Origin of the sequence: Streptomyces caatingaensis (assembly GCF_001187435.1) — a bacterium.
Classification (GTDB): Bacteria; Actinomycetota; Actinomycetes; order Streptomycetales; family Streptomycetaceae; genus Streptomyces; species Streptomyces caatingaensis.
Genome location: NZ_LFXA01000018.1, coordinates 164,663 through 185,252, shown reverse-complemented (window position 1 = coordinate 185,252; position 20,590 = coordinate 164,663). Strand labels below are relative to the sequence as shown.

The following is a 20,590-nucleotide window of genomic DNA, read 5'->3' as shown; positions in this document are numbered from 1 at the left end:
GCTAACCCACCTCATCCGTCCGCGGCCGACCGGCCCCACGACACGTCAACGTTCCACTTTCTCACCCGGACCGGAGGGCCGACCGCTCCGCTTTCCGCTGTCCGCCGGGTCACCCGGCCGCTCGGGCTCGTCGCCGCCGGGCCCGTCGTCGTCCGAGGGGTCTGCTCCGCCGTCGCCGGAGCCGTCCGCGGAGGGCTCGCGGTTCCCCGAGCGCTTGCGCTTGAGGTAGATGCGGAGTCCCGCGAGGACGAGGAGGAAAACACCTCCGGCGATGACCAGCAGCACCATAAGGGTGACGGAGGTGACATGCACAGTGAACTCGACGGGATCACCGAACGGCTGGTTGTCGGCGGTGTAGAGCCGGGCCCGCAGCCTGACCGGGCCGTTCGCATAGGCCCGCGTCTCGAACTTGACCGACTGGCTGTGCCCGCCCTCGATCTTCACCGGCTGCTCGCTCTCCACCTTCAGCCGGTTCGGCTGGGTGGACTCCAGGCGCAGCGTCAGCCCGGTGACGCCCTGGAGCAGTCCGTTCTTCACGGTCACGGGGATGGTCGCGCTGCGACCGGAGAGCGTCGCGTCGGACTTCTCGACGAGCTTCACCTGCTGGGTGAGGCCGGTGAGGTTCGAGCTGACCTCCCCGCGGAAGTCGGAGGCGCCCGCCGCGTCGCCCCGCCAGGAGGTGGACATCTCGCGCATGATCGCGCTGCCGTAGGGGATGACCACGCGCTCGGGGGAGGTCAGGATCGCCTTGAACTTGTCCAGGGACGCCTGGGTCGCGCGGACGGCCGTGAAGGTCTCGGCGGACAGTTCCTGGGAGCGCAGGGAGTCCGGGTAGGCGCCGGTGCCGGGTACGTGGCGGCCGGCCGACGGGTCCGGTTTGGCCTTGGCCGCGTCCCCCAGGTCGAGCGGCTCCGTCCAGCGGCCGTCGGAGAGGGCGCCGAGCGCCGTCGCCATCGCCTGGGCCTGGCTGGTGGTCGGGACGCGCTGCGGGGCGACGACGATGCTCCGCTCGTTCTCCGGCGCCTGCTTGTTGACCATGAGGCTCTGGGCGAGGAACCGCTGGACCGCGAGCGAGGCGTCGCCCGCGCGCGTCAGGTCGCCCTCGAAGGCCGTCGAGAGGCGGGCGTCGGCCACGATCGCGGTGTTCCCGCCGCCGATCTGCCGGGCCGCCGTGGGGGCGTACGGGGAGCCGTCGGGCTCCCGGAGGCTGTCGCTGCGGGCGATGATGTTGTGGGCGCCGGCCGAGGTGGCGACGTCGACGACGGAGGAGTCGACCGCGCCGTCCACCGGCCAGGCGAAGTCGGTGCGCGGCTTGACCTGGAGGATCGTGTCCACCGTGGTCGCGGCGAGCTCCGTGGCCGACTGGAGGTGTCCCAGCGTGCCCGGGACGTTCTTGCCGCGGTGCGCGAGCGAGGCGAGGTCGGGGTCGGCGAAGGGGAGCGCGACGACCTGGTGGCCGGCCACGGCGCTCTGGAGCTGGCCGAGCCACTGCTTGGCGACGGCCTGGCCCTGGCCCGGGACGTCCTCGCCGTCCGGTCCGGGGATCTGGTAGCGCTTGGTCATGGCCTCGACGGTGGCCAGCAGGTCGGGGTCGATGACCCAGGTCACCGGCAGGTTCTTGCCGAGGGCGACGAGCTGCTGGAGGCGCCCGCCGGGCGCCAGCTCCGCGGCGAGGTCGTCGTCGGGGAAGACCGGCGTCTGCTGCTGGTCCGACTCGGTGCGGCCGGTGAGACGGGTGCTGGAGATCAGCGGCCACAGGAAGGTCAGCTTCGTCTTCTTGCCGTCGGTGCCGGAGGGCTGCCACGGCAGCAGGGTCCGCCGGATGCCGAGCACCCGCTCGTAGCCCTGGTCGGCGGTCTGGCCGGAGAAGGAGACGCCCAGCTGGTAGACGCCGTCCTTGTCGAGCTTGAGGTCCTTGGCCGGCAGCGTCAGGCTGAACTCGCGGCTGACGCCGGGCTGCAGCTTGCCGATCTTCTGGGTGTGGCCGCCGATCTCGGGGCCGTCCGTGCCGGGGGAGAAGGACGTCCGGTCGCCGATGTCGTCGATCTCGCTGCGCGTGGTGAGCAGCGGGCCCGTGCGCAGGCCCACGTGGCCGCCGGTGACCGTCGTCCTGCTCTTGTTGGTCACGGTGCCCGAGATCGTGATCTTGTCGTTCTGCGTCGGGGCGCCCGGCGTGAGGGTGTCGATGGAGACGCCGACCGTGCGGGAGCCCCCCGCGTCCGCGTGCGCGGCGGGGGCGGACGGCAGCTCGGCCATGCCGAGGAGGACCAGCAGGCCGGTGAGCACCGTCACGAGGTGCCGGAACCGCCGGACGGCAGGAGCGGGTGTCGTCCCCTGGAACTCTGCCGCTTCGGCCACGCGCTCGCCCGTCCCTCGTCGTCGTCAGTGGTCGTCGGTTGTGCGTCCACGAATGGTAACGAGGCGCGCTGTGCCTAAGTGCTGCGGACCGCCGCACATGATCACCGGCGGCGGGGCCGGCCAGGCCACGAGCGGTTTATGAAGCGCCTCACACAGCGGTCTCGATCGAGGACGTCTATCGGGCCCCGGCCACGTACCCTCTTCTGTTGTGCCGAATGCCAACAACAGCCATCCCACGCCGACGAACGAACTCAGCCACGTGCAGCGCCGTGCCGTGAGCGAGCTCCTGCGGGTGTCCCCCGTCGCCGACGACCTCGGCCGCCGTTTCAGGGACGCCGGGTTCACGCTCGCCCTGGTCGGCGGGTCGGTACGGGACGCGCTGCTCGGGCGCCTGGGCAACGACCTGGACTTCACGACGGACGCCCGGCCCGACGACGTCCTCAAGATCGTCCGGCCGTGGGCGGACGCGGTCTGGGAGGTCGGCATCGCCTTCGGCACCGTCGGCTGCCGCAAGGCCGGTTTCGATCTCGAAATCACGACTTATCGGTCGGAGGCCTACGACCGGACCTCGCGCAAGCCCGAGGTCTCCTACGGCGACTCCATCGAGGAGGACCTGGTCCGCCGTGACTTCACGGTCAACGCCATGGCCGTGGCCCTCCCGGAGAAGGAGTTCATCGACCCGCACAACGGGCTCGAGGACCTCGCCGCGCGGATCCTGCGCACTCCCGGCACCCCGGAGGAGTCCTTCTCCGACGATCCGCTGCGCATGATGCGGGCGGCGCGCTTCGCCGCCCAGCTCGACTTCGAGGTGGCTCCCGAGGTCGTCACCGCGATGACGGAGATGGCGGGTCGGCTGGAAATCGTCTCCGCCGAGCGGATCCGTGACGAGCTGAACAAGCTGATCCTCTCCGACCACCCCCGCAAGGGCCTGCGCCTCCTCGTCGACACCGGCCTGGCCGCGCTGGTCCTCCCGGAGCTGCCGGCCCTGCGGCTGGAGAGCGACGAGCACCACCGGCACAAGGACGTCTACGAGCACACCCTCACCGTCCTCGACCAGGCCATCGCGCTGGAGGCCCCGCGCGACCAGCCGGGGGGCGGGCCGGACCTGGTGCTGCGGCTGGCCGCGCTGCTGCACGACATCGGCAAGCCGAAGACCCGCCGGTTCGAGAAGGACGGCAGGGTCTCCTTCCACCACCACGAGGTGGTCGGCGCCAAGATGACCCGCTCCCGGATGACCAAGCTCAAGTACTCCAACGAGCAGGTGAAGGACGTCTCGAAGCTCGTCGAGCTGCACCTGCGCTTCCACGGCTACGGCACCGGCGAGTGGACGGACTCGGCCGTGCGGCGCTATGTGCGGGACGCGGGCCATCTGCTCGACCGGCTGCACAAGCTGACCCGCTCCGACTGCACGACCCGCAACAAGCGCAAGGCCAAGGCGCTCTCCGACGCCTACGACGGGCTGGAGCGGCGCATCGCCGCCCTCCAGGAGCAGGAGGAGCTGGACGCCATCCGGCCGGATCTCGACGGCAACGAGATCATGCAGGTCCTGGAGATCGGCCCCGGCCCCCAGGTCGGCCGGGCCTACCGGCACATGCTGGAGCTCCGGCTGGAGAAGGGCCCGATGGAGCGGGACGAGGCCGTGGCCGAGCTCAAGCGCTGGTGGGCGGACCAGCAGAGCTGAGCGGGCCCGCCCCGGTTTCACGTGAAACGTACGCCGTCCTCGGAGGTCGGCCTCTCCGCCGGCGCTGTTTCACGTGAAACCGGCCCTCCCGTCGTCAGCGCGACCGCCGTCACCGCGTAGAGCACCGCGACGGTGACGACGAGGCCGACCGACCGGCCGTCATGCGGCAGCATCAGTGCGGCCACGCCCGCCGCGCCCACGAAGGCGACGTTGAAGAGCACGTCGTAGAGCGAGAAGACCCGGCCACGGAAGGCGTCGTCCACGGTGGCCTGCACCACCGTGTCCGTGGAGATCTTGGCCCCCTGGGTGACCAGGCCCAGCACGAAGGCGGCGATCAGCATCGGAACCGGGGCGAAGGGCAGGCCCAGCGCCGGTTCGAGGACGGCAGCGGCGGCGGCGCAGACGACGATCCAGCCCACCCTGCCGAACCTGCCGGTGGCCCATGGGGTGATCACCGCCGCCGCGAAGAACCCGGCCCCCGAGACGCTGACGGCCAGGCCCAGCAGGGCCAGACCCGCCGCGTCGCTGTCGGTCCAGGCGTACCGGCAGAGCATCAGCAGGGTCACCGTCAGGGCGCCGTAGCAGAAGCGCATCAGGGTCATGGCGGCCAGTACCCGTCCGGCGGGCCGGCGGTGTGCCAGGTGCCGGAGGCCGGCCGTCAAGCCGCGCACCGTCGTGACGAGGGCCGTCCGCAGGGAGACCGTGGTGACGAGGGCGCCGGGGCCCAGCAGGTCGGCCGGGATGCGCAGCGCGGCCGCCCCGGCACAGAGATAGAGGACGGCGCCGACGAGGACGACGAGGGTGTCGGAGGCGGTCCCGCCCGGGGCGGCGAGCCGTACGGCGAAGGCCACACCCCCGCCCGCGGTGGCGGCGAGCGTGCCGGCGGTCGGGGAGAGCGCGTTGGCCGTCACCAGCCGCTCCTGATCGTCCACGACGTGCGGCAGCGAGGCCGAGAGCCCGGCGAGGACGAAGCGGTTGACGGCGGTGACGGACAGCGCGGAGACGTAGAACAACGCGTCGGGCGCCGTGGCGAGCACCAGCAGGGCGGTGCCGACGGCCAGGACGGCACGCAGCAGGTTGCCGTGCAGGAGTACCTGCCGGCGGCGCCAGCGGTCCAGGAGGACACCGGTGAGGGGGCCCAGCAGGGAGTACGGGAGCAGCAGGACGGCCATGGCCGAGGCGATGGCCGCGGGGGACGTCTGTTTCTCGGGGGAGAAGACGACGTGGGCGGCGAGTGCGACCTGGTAGACCCCGTCGGCACCCTGGGAGAGCAGACGCACGGTCAGCAGGCGGCGGAAATCGCGCAGGTGGAGCAGGACGCGAAGATCACGCACGACGGGCATGCGGTCAGCTTCACATACGGGACAGGCCCTCGGGGACAGGGAGCCCGACGACTCGTCCCGAGGGCCTGTGGCGGGGATGCCGGCGCGTGCCTAGCGCTCGACCTCGCCCCTGATGAACTTCTCGACGTTCTCGCGGGCCTCGTCGTCGAAGTACTGCACGGGGGGCGACTTCATGAAGTACGAGGAGGCGGAGAGGATCGGGCCGCCGATCCCCCGGTCCTTGGCGATCTTCGCGGCGCGCAGGGCGTCGATGATGACACCGGCGGAGTTCGGGGAGTCCCAGACCTCGAGCTTGTACTCCAGGTTCAGCGGGACGTCGCCGAAGGCGCGGCCCTCGAGGCGGACGTAGGCCCACTTGCGGTCGTCCAGCCAGGCCACGTAGTCCGAGGGGCCGATGTGGACGTTCTTCTCGCCCAGCTCGCGGTCGGGGATCTGGGAGGTGACGGCCTGCGTCTTGGAGATCTTCTTGGACTCCAGGCGCTCGCGCTCGAGCATGTTCTTGAAGTCCATGTTGCCGCCGACGTTCAGCTGCATCGTGCGGTCGAGGATGACGCCGCGGTCCTCGAAGAGCTTGGCCATCACACGGTGCGTGATGGTGGCGCCGACCTGCGACTTGATGTCGTCGCCGACGATCGGCACGCCGGCCTCGGTGAACTTGTCGGCCCACTCCTTGGTGCCGGCGATGAAGACCGGGAGGGCGTTGACGAAGGCGACCTTCGCGTCGATGGCGCACTGCGCGTAGAACTTGGCGGCGTCCTCGGAACCCACCGGGAGGTAGCAGACGAGGACGTCGACCTCGCGGTCCTTGAGGACCTGGACGACGTCGACCGGGGCCTCGGCGGACTCCTCGATGGTCTGGCGGTAGTACTTCCCGAGGCCGTCGAGGGTGTGGCCGCGCTGGACGGTGACACCGGTCGAGGGCACGTCGCAGATCTTGATCGTGTTGTTCTCGCTGGCGCCGATGGCGTCGGCGAGGTCGAGCCCGACCTTCTTGGCGTCCACGTCGAAAGCGGCCACGAAGTCGACGTCCCGCACGTGGTAGTCGCCGAACTGCACGTGCATCAGACCCGGCACGCGGCCGTTCGGGTCGGCGTCCTTGTAGTACTCGACGCCCTGCACCAGCGAGGCGGCGCAGTTGCCCACGCCGACGATGGCTACGCGAACCGAACCCATTCCGGTTGCTCCCTGTTCGTTCTCGACGAAGCCCTGCTGAGTGCAGGGCTCACTGGTCCGGACCGGCGCGTCTGTCACGCCCGGCCCGTTCGCTCTCGATCAGCTCGTTCAGCCAGCGGACCTCGCGCTCGACGGACTCCATGCCGTGCCGCTGGAGCTCGAGGGTGTAGTCGTCCAGCCGTTCCCGGGTGCGGGCCAGGGAGGCTCGCATCTTCTCCAGGCGCTCCTCCAGCCGGCTGCGACGGCCTTCCAGGACGCGCATCCGTACGTCCCGCGAGGTCTGCCCGAAGAACGCGAAGCGGGCGGCGAAGTGCTCGTCCTCCCACGCGTCCGGACCCGTGTGCGCGAGCAACTTCTCGAAGTGCTCTTTCCCCTCCGCCGTCAGGCGGTAGACGATCTTCGCCCGCCGTCCGGCCAGCGAGGCCGCCTTGGCGTCCTCGGGAGCGCTCCCGGGCTCCTCCACCAGCCAGCCGTTCGCCACGAGGGACTTCAGGCAGGGGTAGAGGCTGCCGTAGCTGAACGCCCTGAACACACCGAGTGAGGTGTTCAGGCGCTTCCGCAGCTCGTAGCCGTGCATCGGGGATTCGCGGAGCAGGCCGAGGACGGCGAACTCGAGGATGCCGGAGCGTCTGCTCATTCTTCGCCTCCTTGTCCCCCACAGCCTAGTCCTTTGCTCCCGCGTCTTTACTGGTCCCTTATTCCGAGCTGATGTACCGAGCTGATGTATCGACTCGATACATCCAGACGATAGAGCGCGGGTCCTGAGTCGACAAGGGGAGGAACGGTGAACGAGGTCACATCACCGGTTCGTGTGACACCGGCGGCCTGAATTGGAGTGAACATCCAGAGTAGTCGGGATTTGACCGTGCGTAGTCTGTGCGCCATGCAGACCACTGGGAACCGGGTGGCGCCGGGTGGCGTCCTCGTCCCGGATGCAGTGCGCCCGGCCGTTCAGGGGGCCGCTTCGCGCACCGGGGGGAACGCACACCTGCCGCTTCCAGGCGATAGCGCCTGCCCGAGGAAGTAGTCGTTCGATGAGCGAGCATCGTCGCAAGCCGCCGCGGTCGCAGGGCGGCGGACGAGCCGCGGCCCGGCGGGCGGCACAGCAGCCGGCCGGCCGCCGTGCCGCACCACGCAACAGCTCCGCAGTGCCCGGCCGGGACCGGGGCGAGACGCCCCCCTACGGCGGGCGGGCCGCGGCCCGGCGCGGGGGGACCGGCGGCCGCAGAAGGGCGCCGGCCGGAGGAGGGGGGCGGCGGGAGGCCGCCGCGGGAAGGAGGAGACTGGTCGACTATCCGCGGGCCGGCCGGGAGGGCTGGCGGCGCTGGGTTCCGTCCTGGCGGCTGGTCGTCGGGGCCGCCGCGTCGTTCGCCGGCCTGATCTTCGGGACGGTGGGCGTGGCCCTGGCCGTGGTGCAGGTGCCGAGCGCCCAGCTCGCCTCGAAGGTGCAGAAGAACGTCTACTACTGGTCCGACGGCAAGCAGATGGTCGTGGCCGGCGGGGGCAACCTCAACCGGCAGATCGTGCCGATCTCCCAGATCCCCCTCTCCATGCAGAACGCGGTCATCTCCGCCGAGAACGCCAGTTTCTACAAGGACTGGGGCGTCGACCCGATGGGCATCGCCCGGGCGATCGTGAAGATGGCGCAGGGCGGTGAGACGCAGAGCGGATCGACGATCACGCAGCAGTTCGTCAAGAACACCTACCTGAGCCAGGAGCAGACGCTCAAGCGCAAGATCACCGAGCTGCTGATCTCCGTCAAGGTCGGTGCGACCCAGGACAAGCACGACATCCTCGCCGGCTACCTCAACACCGCCTACTACGGGCGGGGGGCCTACGGCATCCAGGCGGCGGCGCGCGCCTACTACGACAAGGACTGCTCGGACCTGACGCCGAGCGAGAGCGCCTACCTGGCGGCCACGCTCAACGGGCCGAACCTCTACGACCCCTACGGCGGCCAGGGCCCGGCCGCGACGCCCGAGAAGAACACCAAGCGCGCCACGGACCGCTGGAAGTGGACGCTGGACCGCGAGGTCGAGGTCGGGCACCTGAGCGCGGCCGACCGCGACAAGTGGGTCGGACAGGGCTTCCCGCAGCCGCAGAAGCCGAAGCCCGCGACCAACCGCGCCGGGCAGATCGGCTACCTCACCGACCTCGCCGACAACTACATCACCGCCCACTCCACCATCAGCAAGGGCGAGCTGGACAAGGGCGGTTACCAGATCTACACGACGTTCGACCGGGACAAGGTCAACGCCCTAGCGAAGTCCGTCGAGGCCGTGCGCAGGGCGAACCTCAAGCCCGACAAGCGCGAGGTCGACAAGTTCGTGCAGTTCGGCGGCGCCTCGGTCGAGCCCGGTACGGGCAGGATCGTCGCCATCTACGGCGGCGAGAACGCCCTGACCCACTTCACCAACAACGCCGACTACACCGGCGTCCAGGTGGGCTCGACGTTCAAGCCCTTCGTCCTCGCCGCGGCGATGACGCACGGCAAGCGGAACCCGGCCCTCGGGCCCCAGCAGAGCGACAGCGAGCGCACGCTGGTCTCCCCCGAGAGCATCTACAACGGCGACGACAAGCTGACCCTGCGCATGTACAACGGGGCCGTCTGGCACGACCGGGACGGCAGCGAGTGGCACCAGAAGAACGACGGCGACGAGGACCGGGGCCTCATCAGCCTCCGCACCGCCATGCAGTTCTCGGTGAACACCCCCTACATCCAGCTCGGCATGGACGTCGGCACGGACCTCGTCCGGGAGGCGGCCCTGGCCGCCGGTCTGGACAAGGAACAGCTCGCCTCGATCACCCCGACGTTCTCGCTGGGCACCTCCGCGCCGAGCGCGATCCGGCTGGCCGGCGCGTACGCGACCTTCGCGGACAGCGGCCGCCAGATCGACCCGTACTCGGTCGCGAAGGTGGAGAAGAACGGCAAGCCGGCCTACGAGCACGAGCAGAAGTCCCAGCAGGCGTTCAGCCCCAACGTCGCCAACAACGTGACGGACGTGCTCAGGACCGTCGTGGAGGCGGGCACCGGCACGGCGGCGAAGCTCGGGGCCCGTCCGGTGGCGGGCAAGACGGGGACGACGGACGGCAACCGCTCGGCCTGGTTCGCGGGCTACACCCCGCAGCTGTCCACGGCGATCGGCATGTACCGCGTCGATCCCAACGCGAAGAACCAGGAGTTCCTGTCGATGCGCGGGGTCGGCGGCAAGCCGACGATCCACGGTGCGTCGTTCCCCGCGGAGATCTGGGCCGACTACATGGGGAAGGCGCTGAAGGGCACTCCGATCAAGCAGTTCGATCCGCCGCGGCCCATCGGGGAGAAGATCTTCGGTGACGGGGCGTCCCCCTCCCCCGCGCCGGCGCCCTCGGCCTCGCCGTCCGCGTCGCCCTCGGAGACCGCGGAGCCGTCCCCGTCGGCTCCGGCCTCCCCGTCGCCCAGGCCGAGCCGGACCTGCGGGCTGCTCGACGCCCGGTGCCACACGGGCGATCACGACGGCACCGACAGCGGCACCTCGGCCGGACCGGGGGCCACCAGCGGGGCCACCGGTGGTCCGGGCGGCCCGGAGAGCGACACCGGCGACGAACCGGCGCCCCCCGGACAGACCCGTCGCCAGGGCGGCGGCGGCCTCTTCGGCTAAAAGGGCCCGCTGAAGGGCCGGCCGAACGATCAGCCGAATGACCAGCCGAATGACCAGCCGAATGACCGGCTGAATCGCCGGCCGAACCGCCCGCCGGATCGCCTGCCGAACCGCCTCCGGCCGGGCCGGACGTCCACCTCGGGACCGTTCCTTCACTCGGGACGGTCCCGAGGTTTTCCACAAGCCCGGGGTTGTCCACAGGCTCCAGCGGGCCACGGGCGGGTGCGGCACGGGTACGGCAGGATGGGCGCATGAGGAGCGTGCGGGACGACCAGCTTGTACGGCCCACCGTCGAGGACGAGGTGGCCGCCGCCGGCAGTGAGCTCGTCGGCGGGCCGGCCGGCCGACGAGCGCTGCCCGGCGGGTGGCGGAACGCCGTCCGGATCGTCGCGCTGGTGATGATCGGGATGTTCGCGCTCGGCATGGCGCAGAAGGCGCCCTGCTACGACCACGGCTGGTTCTTCGGGGCCACCACCCAGTACACGCACGCCTGTTACTCGGACATCCCGCACCTGTTCGCGGGGCGCGGCTTCGACCAGGGGCTCATCCCGTACCTGGACAGGATCCCGCGCTCGGCCGGCGACATAGACTTCCTCGAATACCCGGTGCTCACCGGGCTGTTCATGGAGGTCGCCGCGCTGATCACCCCGGGCGGCGGCAGCATCCAGCACCGCGAGCAGCTCAACTGGTTCGCCAACGCCGGAATGCTGCTGGTCTGCGCCGTGGTGATCGCCGTGTGCGTGGCCCGCACGCACCGGCGCCGCCCGTGGGACGGGCTGCTGGTCGCCCTGGCCCCGGCCTTCGCCCTCACCGCCACGATCAACTGGGATCTGTTCGCGGTCGCGCTCACCGCGGCGGCGATGTACGCGTGGTCGCGCGGGAGGCCCGTCGCGACGGGCGTCCTCATCGGCCTCGCGGCCGCGGCGAAGCTCTATCCGGTGCTGCTGCTCTGGCCGTTGCTGCTGCTGTGCTGGCGGGCCGGCCGGACCCGGGCGTTCCTGCAGTCGCTGGGCGCGGCGGCGGGCGCCTGGCTGGTGGTGAACCTGCCGGTGATGTTCGTCTTCGACTCCTCGGGGCCCCACATCCGCGAGGGCTGGGCGAAGTTCTACACCTTCAGCCAGGAGCGGCCGGTCGACTACGGCTCGTTGTGGCTGCTCATCTCGCAGAAGACCGGCGATCCGCTGGCGGACGTCAACACCTACGCCACGGCCCTGATGGCCCTCGGTGCGCTGGCCCTCGGCGCCCTGTGCCTGTGCGCGCCGCGGCGGCCGCGCTTCGCCCAGCTCGCGTTCCTGGTGGTGGCCCTGTTCGTGCTCACCAACAAGGTCTATTCGCCGCAGTACGTGCTGTGGCTGGTCCCGCTCGCCGCGCTGGCCCGGCCCAAGTGGCGCGACTTCCTGGTCTGGCAGGCCTGCGAGGTGCTCTACTTCCTGGGCATCTGGTTCTACCTGGCGTACATCGGCGACGGGGACAAGCACCAGGGCCTGCCCCTGGAGGGCTACCAACTCGCCCTGGTGCTGCACCTGCTGGGCACCCTCTACCTCTGCGCCGTGGTCGTGCGCGACATCCTCGCGCCGGAGCGGGACGTCGTCCGGCGCGACGGGTCGGACGATCCCTCGGGCGGCCTCCTGGACGGGGCCCCGGACATACGGGTCCTGGGCCCCGCGCGCCGGCGGTACCGGCCCGTGGAGCGCGTGGAGGGACGTGTCCAGTGGGGCACCGGGAGCGGCGGCGCGTAGCCGCCGTCCCGGGCCCGGTTCACCACGGGGGGTGGATCAGTGGTCGACCAGCCGGTCGAACTGGGTGGTGGTGTGCCGGAGATGGGCCACCAGTTCGTCGCCGACCTGCGGCGCGGGGGCGTCGTCCGGCACGAAGAGGATCGAGCACTGCATGTGCGGGGGCTCGGCGAACCAGCGCTGCTTGCCGGCCCAGACGAAGGGCGACAGGTTGCGGTTGACGGTGGCCAGGCCCGCGCGGGCGGCGCCCTTGGCACGCGGCATCATGCCGTGCAGTGCCTTGGGCGCCTCCAGGCCCACGCCGTGCGAGGTGCCGCCGGCCACGACGACCAGGAAGCCGTCGCCGGGCACCTTCTGCTGGCGGTAGCCGAAGCGGTCGCCCTTGGAGACGGGCGTGACGTCCAGGACGGAGCCGCGGTAGCGGGTGGCGTCGTGGTCGCCGAGCCACAGCCGGGTGCCGATGCGGGCCCGGAAGCGGGTGTGGGGGTACTGCTGCTGGAGGCGGGCGAGTTCGTCCGCCTTGAGGTGGCTGACGAACATCGTGTGCAGCGGCAGGTGGGCGGCGCGCAGCCGCTCCATCCACGCGGCGACCTCGTCGACGCCGGTCGTGCCGTCGCCCCGGTCCAGCGGAAGGTGTATCGCGAAGCCCTCCAGGCGCACGTCCTCGATCGCGGCGTGCAGCTTGGGCAGGTCCTCCTCGTGGATGCCGTGCCGCTTCATACTGCTCATGACCTCGACGACGACGCGCGCGCCGACCAGGCCGCGCACACCCTCGACCGAGGAAACCGAGCGGATGGCCCGGTCCGGCAGCGGCACCGGCTCCTCGCCGAGCCGGAAGGGGGTGAGCACCAGCAGGTCGCCGCCGAAGAGATCCTTGGCCCGGGCCGCCTCGTAGGTCGTGCCGACGGCGAGGAGGTCGGAGCCGAAGCGGGTGACCTCCTCCGCCAGCCGTTCGTGGCCGAAGCCGTAGCCGTTGCCCTTGCAGACCGGGACGATGCCCGGGAACTGCTGGATGACGGACTGCTGGTGTGCCCGCCAGCGCTGGGTGTCGACGTAGAGCGTGAGCGCCATGGCCGGTCCCGGAACCTTTCCCTGAGTGTGGTCGGAGCTGTTCGGACAGCTGCGTCAGCGGCGCGACATGTAGATGTCGAGGGCCTTGTGGAGCAGCTTGTTGAGGGGGAAGTCCCACTCGCCGAGGTATTCGGCGGCCTGTCCGCCGGTGCCGACCTTGAACTGGATGAGGCCGAAGAGGTGGTCGCTCTCGTCCAGCGAGTCGCCGATGCCGCGCAGGTCGTAGACGCTCGCGCCGAGCGCGTAGGCGTCGCGCAGCATCCGCCACTGCATCGCGTTGGACGGCCGGACCTCGCGCTTGTGGTTGGCGGAGGCGCCGTAGGAGTACCAGACGTGCCCGCCGACGATCAGCATCGTCGCGGCGGCGACGGCCTCGCCCTCGTGGATGGCGAAGTACAGCCGCATGCGGTTGGGGTCCTCGGTGTTGAGGGCCGTCCACATGCGCTGGAAGTAACTCAGCGGCCGCGGGCGGAACTTGTCGCGCTCCGCGGTGATCTCGTAGAGGTGCTGCCAGGTGGGCAGATCCTCGTAGCCGCCCTGGACGACCTCGACGCCGGCCTTCTCGGCCTTCTTGATGTTGCGGCGCCACAGCTGGTTGAAGCCCTTGTGGACGTCCTCCAGCGAGCGGTTCTGCAGCGGCACCTGGAAGACGTAGCGCGGCTGGACGTCACCGAAGCCGGCACCGCCGTCCTCGCCCTGCTGCCAGCCCATGCGGCGCAGCTTGTCGGCGACCTCGAAGGCGCGCGGCTCGATGAAGGTGGGCTCGACGTCGCGCAGGCGCTTGGCGTCCGGGTCGGCGATGCCCTTCTTGATCGCGTCGGCGCCCCAGCGGCGGATGACGACCGGCGGGCCCATCTTCACGGAGAAGGCGCCCTGCTTCTTCAGGTGGTCCAGCATGGGCTGGAGCCAGTCCTCCAGGTTCGGGGCGTACCAGTTGATCACCGGGCCCTCGGGGAGGTAGGCCAGATAGCGCTTGATCTTGGGCAGCTGCCGGTAGAGCACGAGGCCCGCGCCGACCATCTGGCCGGTCTTGTCGAACCAGCCCAGGTTCTCCGAGCGCCACTCGGCCTTGACGTCCGCCCACGCCGGAACCTGCATGTGACTGGCAGCGGGCAGGCTCTGGATATATGCCAGATGCTGCTGTCGGCTGATGGTCCTCAGGGTCAGGCTCATGCGGGGCGCTCCTCGGCAGGTGTGTCCCCAGGGTCGGGGCTCCGGCTCTCGCGCCGAAGCCTACTGCGACCGGGGAGCGCCCCGTTTGGGCGTACGGTCCGTTATCCGATCAGACCCCCGAAGAGTCCGCCGTGGGCCATGCCGAGGAAGAAGCCGACGGCCGAGGCGCCGAGGAAGATGATCAGCAGGAACCGCTCGCCCGTGGTGGCCGAGATGAACTGGCCCCACGCCCCGGTGAGGATGCCCGCCAGCCCGCTCCACGAGCTCAGCAGGTGCAGGTCCTTGAACGCCGAGGAGACGAAGGCCAGCAGACCCAGCACGACCGTCACCCCGACCAGGGTGTTCTGCAGGGGGTGGGGCTTTCCGTCGCTGTTCAGCACCGCGTTGAGCAGGGAGCGGGGGTTGCGCGGTGAGGGGGACTGCCGGACTGCCTGTGTCATGGGGCTACCTCCTGAAGGCAGGCGGCGCGGGTGGCGCCGGTCACACCGATGCGTCCAGGGTGAGGGGCTCGGCCGTCGGATTTCAACCGGACCCCGGGGAGCGGGTACTCTGGACGGTCTGCATCGGTATCCGCCCGGACCGGGCATGGTCCCGGGGCCGCCCCGGGGCTTCCCGCCGATGGTCCGCGCTGCTTGTCAGTGTCGGCCGATACCGTTGTTTACGCATCACGACCCTCCTGCCACGGATCGACCGTGGCCGCTGAGTCCAAAGGAGGTGGGTTCCACATGCGTCACTACGAGGTGATGGTCATCCTCGACCCCGATCTGGAGGAGCGCGCTGTCTCCCCCCTGATCGAGAACTTCCTCTCCGTCGTCCGCGAGGGCAACGGGAAGGTCGAGAAGGTCGACACCTGGGGCCGTCGTCGTCTCGCTTACGAGATCAAGAAGAAGCCCGAGGGCATCTACTCGGTCATCGACCTGCAGGCCACGCCTGAGGTCGTCAAGGAGCTCGACCGCCAGATGAACCTGAACGAGTCGGTCCTCCGGACCAAGGTCCTCCGCCCCGAGACCCACTGAACCCCAGCGGTTCAGAGGTAATCGGGCTGTATCTCCACGAGTAGCAAGCAGCCAGCAGCACACCCGCCGAGAGGTTCATCCATGGCAGGCGAGACCGTCATCACGGTCGTCGGCAATCTCGTCGACGACCCCGAGCTGCGCTTCACCCCGTCCGGTGCGGCGGTCGCGAAGTTCCGCGTCGCGTCCACCCCCCGCACCTTCGACCGCCAGACCAACGAGTGGAAGGACGGCGAGAGCCTCTTCCTCACGTGCTCGGTGTGGCGGCAGGCGGCGGAGAACGTCGCCGAGTCGCTCCAGCGCGGCATGCGCGTCATCGTGCAGGGCCGGCTGAAGCAGCGGTCCTACGAGGACCGCGAGGGCGTTAAGCGCACGGTCTACGAGCTCGACGTCGAAGAGGTCGGCGCCAGCCTGAAGAACGCCACGGCGAAGGTCACCAAGACCACCGGTCGCGGTGGCCAGGGTGGCTACGGCGGTGGCGGCGGCGGTAACCAGGGCGGCGGCTGGGGCTCCGGCCCCGGCGGCCAGCAGGGCGGCGGCGGTGCTCCCGCCGACGACCCCTGGGCGACCGGTGCTCCGTCCGGCGGCCAGCAGGGCGGCGGAGGCGGCTGGGGCGGCGGCTCCGGCAACTCCGGCGGCTACTCGGACGAGCCGCCCTTCTAGGCCCTCACGGGCCCGGGCCTTCGGCCCGAGGGCGACAGCAACTTCTTGAAGACATAGGGAGAAAAGACAAATGGCGAAGCCCCCGCCGCGCAAGCCCAAGAAGAAGGTCTGCGCGTTCTGCAAGGACAAGACCGCTTACGTGGACTACAAGGACACGAACATGCTGCGGAAGTTCATTTCCGACCGCGGCAAGATCCGTGCCCGTCGCGTGACCGGCAACTGCACCCAGCACCAGCGCGACGTCGCCACGGCCGTGAAGAACAGCCGTGAGATGGCGCTGCTGCCCTACACCTCGTCCGCGCGCTAAGGGAAGGGTGACCGACTCATGAAGATCATCCTCACCCACGAGGTCTCCGGCCTCGGCACCGCCGGTGACGTCGTCGACGTCAAGGACGGCTACGCCCGCAACTACCTGGTCCCGCGCGGTTTCGCGATCCGCTGGACCAAGGGCGGCGAGAAGGACGTGGAGCAGATCCGTCGCGGCCGCAAGCTGCGCGAGATCGCCACGATCGAGCAGGCCAACGAGGTCAAGGGCCAGCTCGAGGGCGTCAAGGTCCGCCTTGCCGTCCGCGCCGGCGAGGCCGGCCGTCTGTTCGGCTCGGTGACCCAGGCCGACGTCGCGTCCGCGATCAAGGCGTCGGGTGGCCCCGAGGTCGACAAGCGCCGCGTCGAGCTCGGCTCGCCGATCAAGACCCTGGGCGCCCACGAGGTGTCCGTGCGTCTGCACGCCGACGTCGTCGCCAAGCTGGGCGTCGAGGTCATCGCCGCCTGAGCCTTCGCTCATCCGGCATGACGAAGGGCCGCACCCCTCGGGGTGCGGCCCTTCTGTCGTTCCCTCCCCGCTCCGGCCGGTCGCCCCTGGTGCTCGGACGTGGTCGCGGGACGGGGTGCTCAGCCGCGTACGGCGCCGGTGACGAGCCAGCGGCCGGAGCGGGCGCGCAGCCACAGGGTCACCAGCCGTGCCGCCATCATCAGCGCCATGGCCCACCAGAGCGCGGTGAGTCCGCCGCCCAGGACGGGGACGAGCAGGGCGGTGGGCGTGAAGACCGCGAGCACCACCAGCATCGCCCCGGCCAGGTACGGCCCGTCGCCCGCGCCCATCAGGACGCCGTCCAGCACGAAGACGACACCGGCCACCGGCTGGCTGAGCGCGGCGACCAGCAGCGCCGGGAGCAGCGCGTCCTGGACGGTGGCGTCCGAGGTGAACAGGGGGACGAGCAGCGGCCGGGCGGCCACCACCAGCACCCCCAGCGCCACACCGGTGGCGATGCCCCACTGGACCATGCGCCGGCAGGCCGCGCGGGCCCCGTCGGCGTCCTCGGCGCCCAGATGGCGGCCGATGATCGACTGACCGGCGATGGCGATCGCGTCCAGGGCGAAGGCCAGCAGGTTCCACAGGGCCAGCACGACCTGGTGCGCGGCCACCTCCCGGTCGCCCAGGCGGGCCGCGACCGCCGTCGCGATCATCAGCACCGCGCGCAGGGCGAGCGTGCGCACCAGCAGCGGCACCCCGGCGCGGGCGCAGGCGCGGATGCCGGCGGCGTCCGGTCGCAGCGAGGCGCCGTGCCGCCGGGCGCCCCGGACGACGACGGCGAGGTAGACGGCGGCCATGGCGCACTGGGCCGCGACGGTGCCCCACGCCGAGCCGGCGATGCCCCAGCCCGCGCCGTAGACGAGGGCGAGGTTGAGGACGCCGTTCGCGGCGAAGCCGCCGACGGCGACGTACAGCGGTGTGCGGGTGTTCTGCAGACCGCGCAGTACGCCGGTGGCCGCCAGGACGGCGAGCATGGCGGGGATGCCGAGCGCGCTGATCCGCAGGTAGGTGATCGCGTACGGCGCGGAGTCCGGGGAGGCGCCGAAGAGGCGGACGAGGGCGGGGGCGGTGGGCAGGACGGCCAGCGCGAGGACGGTGCCCAGCAGCAGGGCGAGCCAGATGCCGTCCATGCCCTGCCGGATGGCTGACGGGAGGTCTCCGGCGCCGACGCGGCGGGAGACGGCGGCCGTGGTGGCGTAGGCGAGGAAGACGAAGACGCCGACGGCGGTGGTGAGCAGCGGGGCGGCCACCGCGAGGCCGGCTAGCTGCCCGGTTCCGAGGTGGCCCACGATGGCGGTGTCGGCCAGGACGAAGAGGGGCTCGGCGACGAGCGCGCCGAAGGCGGGCAGCGCGAGCGCGAGGATCTCGCGGTCGTGCCGCCGGGGGGCGCGCTGCCGGCGCGCGAGGGCTTCGCTCACAAGTTCCATTCAATCGTCCACAGGTAATGAGTGCAACTGCATTTCGTCGCTTACTGTGGGTGGCTGGGTGTGATCTTCTCTGCGTCGTTTGTCGTGATCTCGGGCCGAGCGGGAAAGTTTTTCTCCTCAACAGCCGGTGGACGGCAAAGCCCCAGGTCAGAGCGGGTGGACAAGACCTCTCCCGGGTTTGTCCACAGCGGTTTCCCCCGGCTCGTGCACAGGATCCGGGGGGTTCTCCACAGGAAGTGCCCCGTCGTCCACACCTCCTGTGGATAACCAGATTGGCTGACGGTGCCCGCGGGCCTACCGTGGACCGGCGCCCGCCGTCCGTTTCCGTCTCGCCAGCAGCTCTTCACCGGCGTCACCACAAGCGGAGTCGGGCGTCCTGTTTGTCGGTGGGGTGCCGTAAACAGGGGGAGCACGGCGAGGTCCGCGACGCGGACGGGAGGAGGTGGCGGTGAGCGTCCACGAGCCCATGGACGAGCCCTGGGGCGACGGACCGGGCGACCGCCTGCCGTTCCCCCGGCGCGGGGGCGGGAGCGGGGGCGGCAAGGGCCGTGAGCAGCGCGACGGCGAGGACGGCGGCTCCTGGCAGGGGTCGCAGGGCGGGGGCTTCGAGCGCGTCCCGCCGCAGGACCTCGACGCCGAGCAGTCGGTCCTGGGCGGCATGCTGCTCTCCAAGGACGCCATCGCCGACGTCGTCGAGATCCTCAAGGGCAACGACTTCTACCGGCCCGCCCACGAGACCGTCTACCAGGCGATCCTCGACCTCTACGCCAAGGGGGAGCCGGCCGACCCGATCACGGTGGCGGCCGAGCTCACCAAGCGCGGCGAGATCGCCCGGGTCGGCGGGGCGGCGTATCTGCACACCCTGGTCCAGACCGTTCCCACGGCGGCCAACGCCGAGTACTACGCGGAGATCGTCCACGAGCGCGCCGTCCTGCGCCGCCTGGTCGAGGCCGGCACGCGCATCACGCAGATGGGATACGCGGCCGACGGCGACGTCGACGACATCGTCAACAACGCCCAGGCCGAGATCTACGCGGTGACCGAGCAGCGCACCACCGAGGACTACCTCCCGCTCGGCGACATCATGGAGGGCGCGCTCGACGAGATCGAGGCGATCGGTTCGCGCAGCGGCCAGATGTCCGGCGTGCCCACGGGCTTCACCGACCTCGACGCCCTGACGAACGGCCTGCACCCGGGCCAGATGATCGTCATCGCCGCCCGTCCGGCGATGGGCAAGTCGACGCTCGCGCTGGACTTCGCCCGGGCCTGCTCCATCAAGCACAACCTGCCGAGCGTCATCTTCTCCCTCGAAATGGGCCGCAACGAGATCGCGATGCGTCTGCTGTCCGCCGAGGCCCGGGTCGCCCTGCACCACATGCGCTCCGGCTCCATGACGGACGAGGACTGGACGCGGCTCGCCCGCCGCATGCCCGACGTGTCGGCCGCGCCGCTCTACATCGACGACTCGCCCAACCTGTCGATGATGGAGATCCGCGCCAAGTGCCGCCGGCTGAAGCAGCGCAACGACCTCAAACTCATCGTCATCGACTACCTCCAGCTGATGCAGTCGGGCGGCGCCCGCCGCCCCGAGAGCCGTCAGCAGGAGGTCTCGGACATGTCCCGTAACCTCAAGCTCCTCGCCAAGGAGCTGGAGGTCCCCGTCATCGCCCTGTCCCAGCTGAACCGAGGCCCGGAGCAGCGTACGGACAAGAAGCCGATGGTCTCCGACCTGCGAGAGTCGGGTTCGATCGAGCAGGACGCCGACATGGTCATCCTGCTGCACCGCGAGGACGCCTACGAGAAGGAGTCCCCGCGCGCGGGCGAGGCCGACCTCATCGTCGCCAAGCACCGTAACGGTCCCACGGCGACGATCACCGTGGCCTTCCAGGGCCACTACTCGCGCTTCGTGGACATGGCGCAGACGTAGCGGACGTCGTTTCGGCTGCTGGGCAACGCTTCCGCTGCGGGCTCGCCGGCCTTGTCGGACGCGGCATGCGGCGACTCACCCTCTGCCCGGCCTCCTACCGGACCTTCCGGACGTGGGTGGTCCCGGCATCGAGGGGGGTGCCGTCGGCGCCGGCCGGGACGATCTCCGGTACAGGAGTGCCGTGTTCGTCGACCAGGGTGGAGTGCGCTTCGCCGGGAGCGAAGGCGTGGCGTTCCCCCCACTGCCGCAAGGTGAGGATGACGGAGAAGAGATCGCGGCCGGCGTCGGTGAGCACGTATTCCTGACGGCGGCCCGTCGGCGCGGTGCGCTGGGCGAGGAGCCCGTGAGCGGTGAGCCTGCGCAGGCGCTCGGCGAGGATGTTCCGGGCGATGCCGGTACGGCGCTGGAACTCGGTGAACGACCGCGCCCCGTCCATCGCGTCGCGGATGACGAGAAGGCTCCACCGGTCGCCGACGAGGTCGAGTGTGCGGGCGACGGGACAGTCGGGGTCGGTCCAGTCGGCCTTCGGGGCGCGCGTGGTGGTGCGCGACATGACGCCTCCCAAAGAGT

The 20,590-nt window shown here is 70.6% G+C and carries 17 protein-coding genes; 8 read left to right on the top strand and 9 right to left on the bottom strand.

The genetic code is table 11. From position 1 onward, the window contains the following. Positions 1-45: 45 nt before the first annotated feature. A complete protein-coding gene (locus tag AC230_RS27495; protein WP_078871621.1) occupies positions 46-2,358 on the bottom strand; it encodes a DUF6049 family protein in 2,313 nt (770 codons plus the stop codon). A 208-nt stretch (positions 2,359-2,566) separates the two neighbouring features. Between AC230_RS27495 and AC230_RS27490 the strand changes: the two genes are divergently transcribed. Continuing rightward, the gene (locus AC230_RS27490; protein WP_049719061.1) at positions 2,567-4,039 is read left to right on the top strand and encodes a CCA tRNA nucleotidyltransferase; all 1,473 of its coding nucleotides are present in this window, start codon (positions 2,567-2,569) and stop codon (positions 4,037-4,039) included. 17 nt (positions 4,040-4,056) lie between these two features. On the opposite strand, the gene AC230_RS27485 is transcribed toward AC230_RS27490, so the two are convergent. The 3 genes from AC230_RS27485 to AC230_RS27475 form a co-directional block, all read right to left on the bottom strand. Then, the gene (locus tag AC230_RS27485) at positions 4,057-5,382 is read right to left on the bottom strand and encodes an MFS transporter (RefSeq protein ID WP_049719060.1); all 1,326 of its coding nucleotides are present in this window, start codon (positions 5,380-5,382) and stop codon (positions 4,057-4,059) included. A 90-nt stretch (positions 5,383-5,472) separates the two neighbouring features. Then, positions 5,473-6,555: an inositol-3-phosphate synthase gene (locus AC230_RS27480; RefSeq protein WP_049719059.1), complete on the bottom strand. Its 1,083-nt coding sequence runs from the start codon at positions 6,553-6,555 to the stop codon at positions 5,473-5,475. A gap of 49 nt (positions 6,556-6,604) precedes the next feature. After that, complete coding sequence (locus tag AC230_RS27475) at positions 6,605-7,192, bottom strand: PadR family transcriptional regulator (protein ID WP_049719058.1); 588 nt, start codon at positions 7,190-7,192, stop codon at positions 6,605-6,607. Positions 7,193-7,589: 397 nt separating this feature from the next. Here AC230_RS27475 and AC230_RS27470 point away from each other — a divergent pair, with 397 nt between their 5' ends. After that, the gene (locus AC230_RS27470; protein WP_049719057.1) at positions 7,590-10,196 is read left to right on the top strand and encodes a transglycosylase domain-containing protein; all 2,607 of its coding nucleotides are present in this window, start codon (positions 7,590-7,592) and stop codon (positions 10,194-10,196) included. Between the two features lie 251 nt (positions 10,197-10,447). Next, positions 10,448-11,935, top strand: a complete 1,488-nt coding sequence (locus AC230_RS27465) for a glycosyltransferase family 87 protein (RefSeq protein ID WP_049719056.1) — start codon at positions 10,448-10,450, stop codon at positions 11,933-11,935. 36 nt (positions 11,936-11,971) lie between these two features. Here AC230_RS27465 and AC230_RS27460 read toward each other — a convergent pair whose 3' ends face one another. The 3 genes from AC230_RS27460 to AC230_RS27450 all read right to left on the bottom strand — a co-directional run bounded on the left by AC230_RS27460 (position 11,972) and on the right by AC230_RS27450 (position 14,616). Continuing rightward, a complete protein-coding gene (locus AC230_RS27460; protein WP_049719055.1) occupies positions 11,972-13,003 on the bottom strand; it encodes an alanine racemase in 1,032 nt (343 codons plus the stop codon). 54 nt (positions 13,004-13,057) lie between these two features. Further along, positions 13,058-14,176, bottom strand: coding sequence for a lipid II:glycine glycyltransferase FemX (locus tag AC230_RS27455; RefSeq protein WP_049719054.1), 1,119 nt, complete (start codon positions 14,174-14,176; stop codon positions 13,058-13,060). 101 nt (positions 14,177-14,277) lie between these two features. Next, a complete protein-coding gene (locus AC230_RS27450; RefSeq protein WP_049719053.1) occupies positions 14,278-14,616 on the bottom strand; it encodes a hypothetical protein in 339 nt (112 codons plus the stop codon). A 285-nt stretch (positions 14,617-14,901) separates the two neighbouring features. Between AC230_RS27450 and rpsF the strand changes: the two genes are divergently transcribed. The 4 genes from rpsF (at position 14,902) to rplI (ending at position 16,624) form a co-directional block, all read left to right on the top strand. After that, positions 14,902-15,192: a 30S ribosomal protein S6 gene (gene rpsF, locus AC230_RS27445; RefSeq protein WP_049719052.1), complete on the top strand. Its 291-nt coding sequence runs from the start codon at positions 14,902-14,904 to the stop codon at positions 15,190-15,192. 81 nt (positions 15,193-15,273) lie between these two features. After that, positions 15,274-15,852 carry a single-stranded DNA-binding protein gene (locus AC230_RS27440; RefSeq protein ID WP_049719051.1) on the top strand — a complete coding sequence of 193 codons (579 nt, stop codon included), beginning with the start codon at positions 15,274-15,276 and terminating at the stop codon, positions 15,850-15,852. A gap of 70 nt (positions 15,853-15,922) precedes the next feature. Beyond that, the gene (rpsR, locus tag AC230_RS27435; RefSeq protein ID WP_004950692.1) at positions 15,923-16,159 is read left to right on the top strand and encodes a 30S ribosomal protein S18; all 237 of its coding nucleotides are present in this window, start codon (positions 15,923-15,925) and stop codon (positions 16,157-16,159) included. Between the two features lie 18 nt (positions 16,160-16,177). Then, the gene (gene rplI / locus AC230_RS27430) at positions 16,178-16,624 is read left to right on the top strand and encodes a 50S ribosomal protein L9 (RefSeq protein WP_049719050.1); all 447 of its coding nucleotides are present in this window, start codon (positions 16,178-16,180) and stop codon (positions 16,622-16,624) included. Positions 16,625-16,743: 119 nt separating this feature from the next. On the opposite strand, the gene AC230_RS27425 is transcribed toward rplI, so the two are convergent. Next, the gene (locus AC230_RS27425) at positions 16,744-18,084 is read right to left on the bottom strand and encodes an MATE family efflux transporter (RefSeq protein WP_049719049.1); all 1,341 of its coding nucleotides are present in this window, start codon (positions 18,082-18,084) and stop codon (positions 16,744-16,746) included. Positions 18,085-18,541: 457 nt separating this feature from the next. Between AC230_RS27425 and dnaB the strand changes: the two genes are divergently transcribed. After that, on the top strand, positions 18,542-20,020 hold the full coding sequence (gene dnaB, locus AC230_RS27420) for a replicative DNA helicase (protein ID WP_049719048.1): 1,479 nt from the start codon (positions 18,542-18,544) through the stop codon (positions 20,018-20,020). Between the two features lie 94 nt (positions 20,021-20,114). On the opposite strand, the gene AC230_RS27415 is transcribed toward dnaB, so the two are convergent. Beyond that, positions 20,115-20,573 carry a winged helix-turn-helix transcriptional regulator gene (locus AC230_RS27415; RefSeq protein WP_049719047.1) on the bottom strand — a complete coding sequence of 153 codons (459 nt, stop codon included), beginning with the start codon at positions 20,571-20,573 and terminating at the stop codon, positions 20,115-20,117. Positions 20,574-20,590 lie beyond the last annotated feature (17 nt).

What these genes read in the sequence shown, in the direction of transcription:
- AC230_RS27470 (WP_049719057.1), top strand. Translation starts at nt 7,590, where the DNA reads ATGAGCGAGCATCGTCGCAAGCCGCCGCGGTCGCAGGGCGGCGGACGA.
- AC230_RS27455 (WP_049719054.1), bottom strand. Translation starts at nt 14,176, where the DNA reads ATGAGCCTGACCCTGAGGACCATCAGCCGACAGCAGCATCTGGCATAT.
- AC230_RS27480 (WP_049719059.1), bottom strand. Translation starts at nt 6,555, where the DNA reads ATGGGTTCGGTTCGCGTAGCCATCGTCGGCGTGGGCAACTGCGCCGCC.
- rplI (WP_049719050.1), top strand. Translation starts at nt 16,178, where the DNA reads ATGAAGATCATCCTCACCCACGAGGTCTCCGGCCTCGGCACCGCCGGT.
- rpsR (WP_004950692.1), top strand. Translation starts at nt 15,923, where the DNA reads ATGGCGAAGCCCCCGCCGCGCAAGCCCAAGAAGAAGGTCTGCGCGTTC.
- AC230_RS27450 (WP_049719053.1), bottom strand. Translation starts at nt 14,616, where the DNA reads ATGACACAGGCAGTCCGGCAGTCCCCCTCACCGCGCAACCCCCGCTCC.
- AC230_RS27485 (WP_049719060.1), bottom strand. Translation starts at nt 5,382, where the DNA reads ATGCCCGTCGTGCGTGATCTTCGCGTCCTGCTCCACCTGCGCGATTTC.
- AC230_RS27465 (WP_049719056.1), top strand. Translation starts at nt 10,448, where the DNA reads ATGAGGAGCGTGCGGGACGACCAGCTTGTACGGCCCACCGTCGAGGAC.
- AC230_RS27415 (WP_049719047.1), bottom strand. Translation starts at nt 20,573, where the DNA reads ATGTCGCGCACCACCACGCGCGCCCCGAAGGCCGACTGGACCGACCCC.
- rpsF (WP_049719052.1), top strand. Translation starts at nt 14,902, where the DNA reads ATGCGTCACTACGAGGTGATGGTCATCCTCGACCCCGATCTGGAGGAG.
- AC230_RS27475 (WP_049719058.1), bottom strand. Translation starts at nt 7,192, where the DNA reads ATGAGCAGACGCTCCGGCATCCTCGAGTTCGCCGTCCTCGGCCTGCTC.
- AC230_RS27440 (WP_049719051.1), top strand. Translation starts at nt 15,274, where the DNA reads ATGGCAGGCGAGACCGTCATCACGGTCGTCGGCAATCTCGTCGACGAC.
- AC230_RS27460 (WP_049719055.1), bottom strand. Translation starts at nt 13,003, where the DNA reads ATGGCGCTCACGCTCTACGTCGACACCCAGCGCTGGCGGGCACACCAG.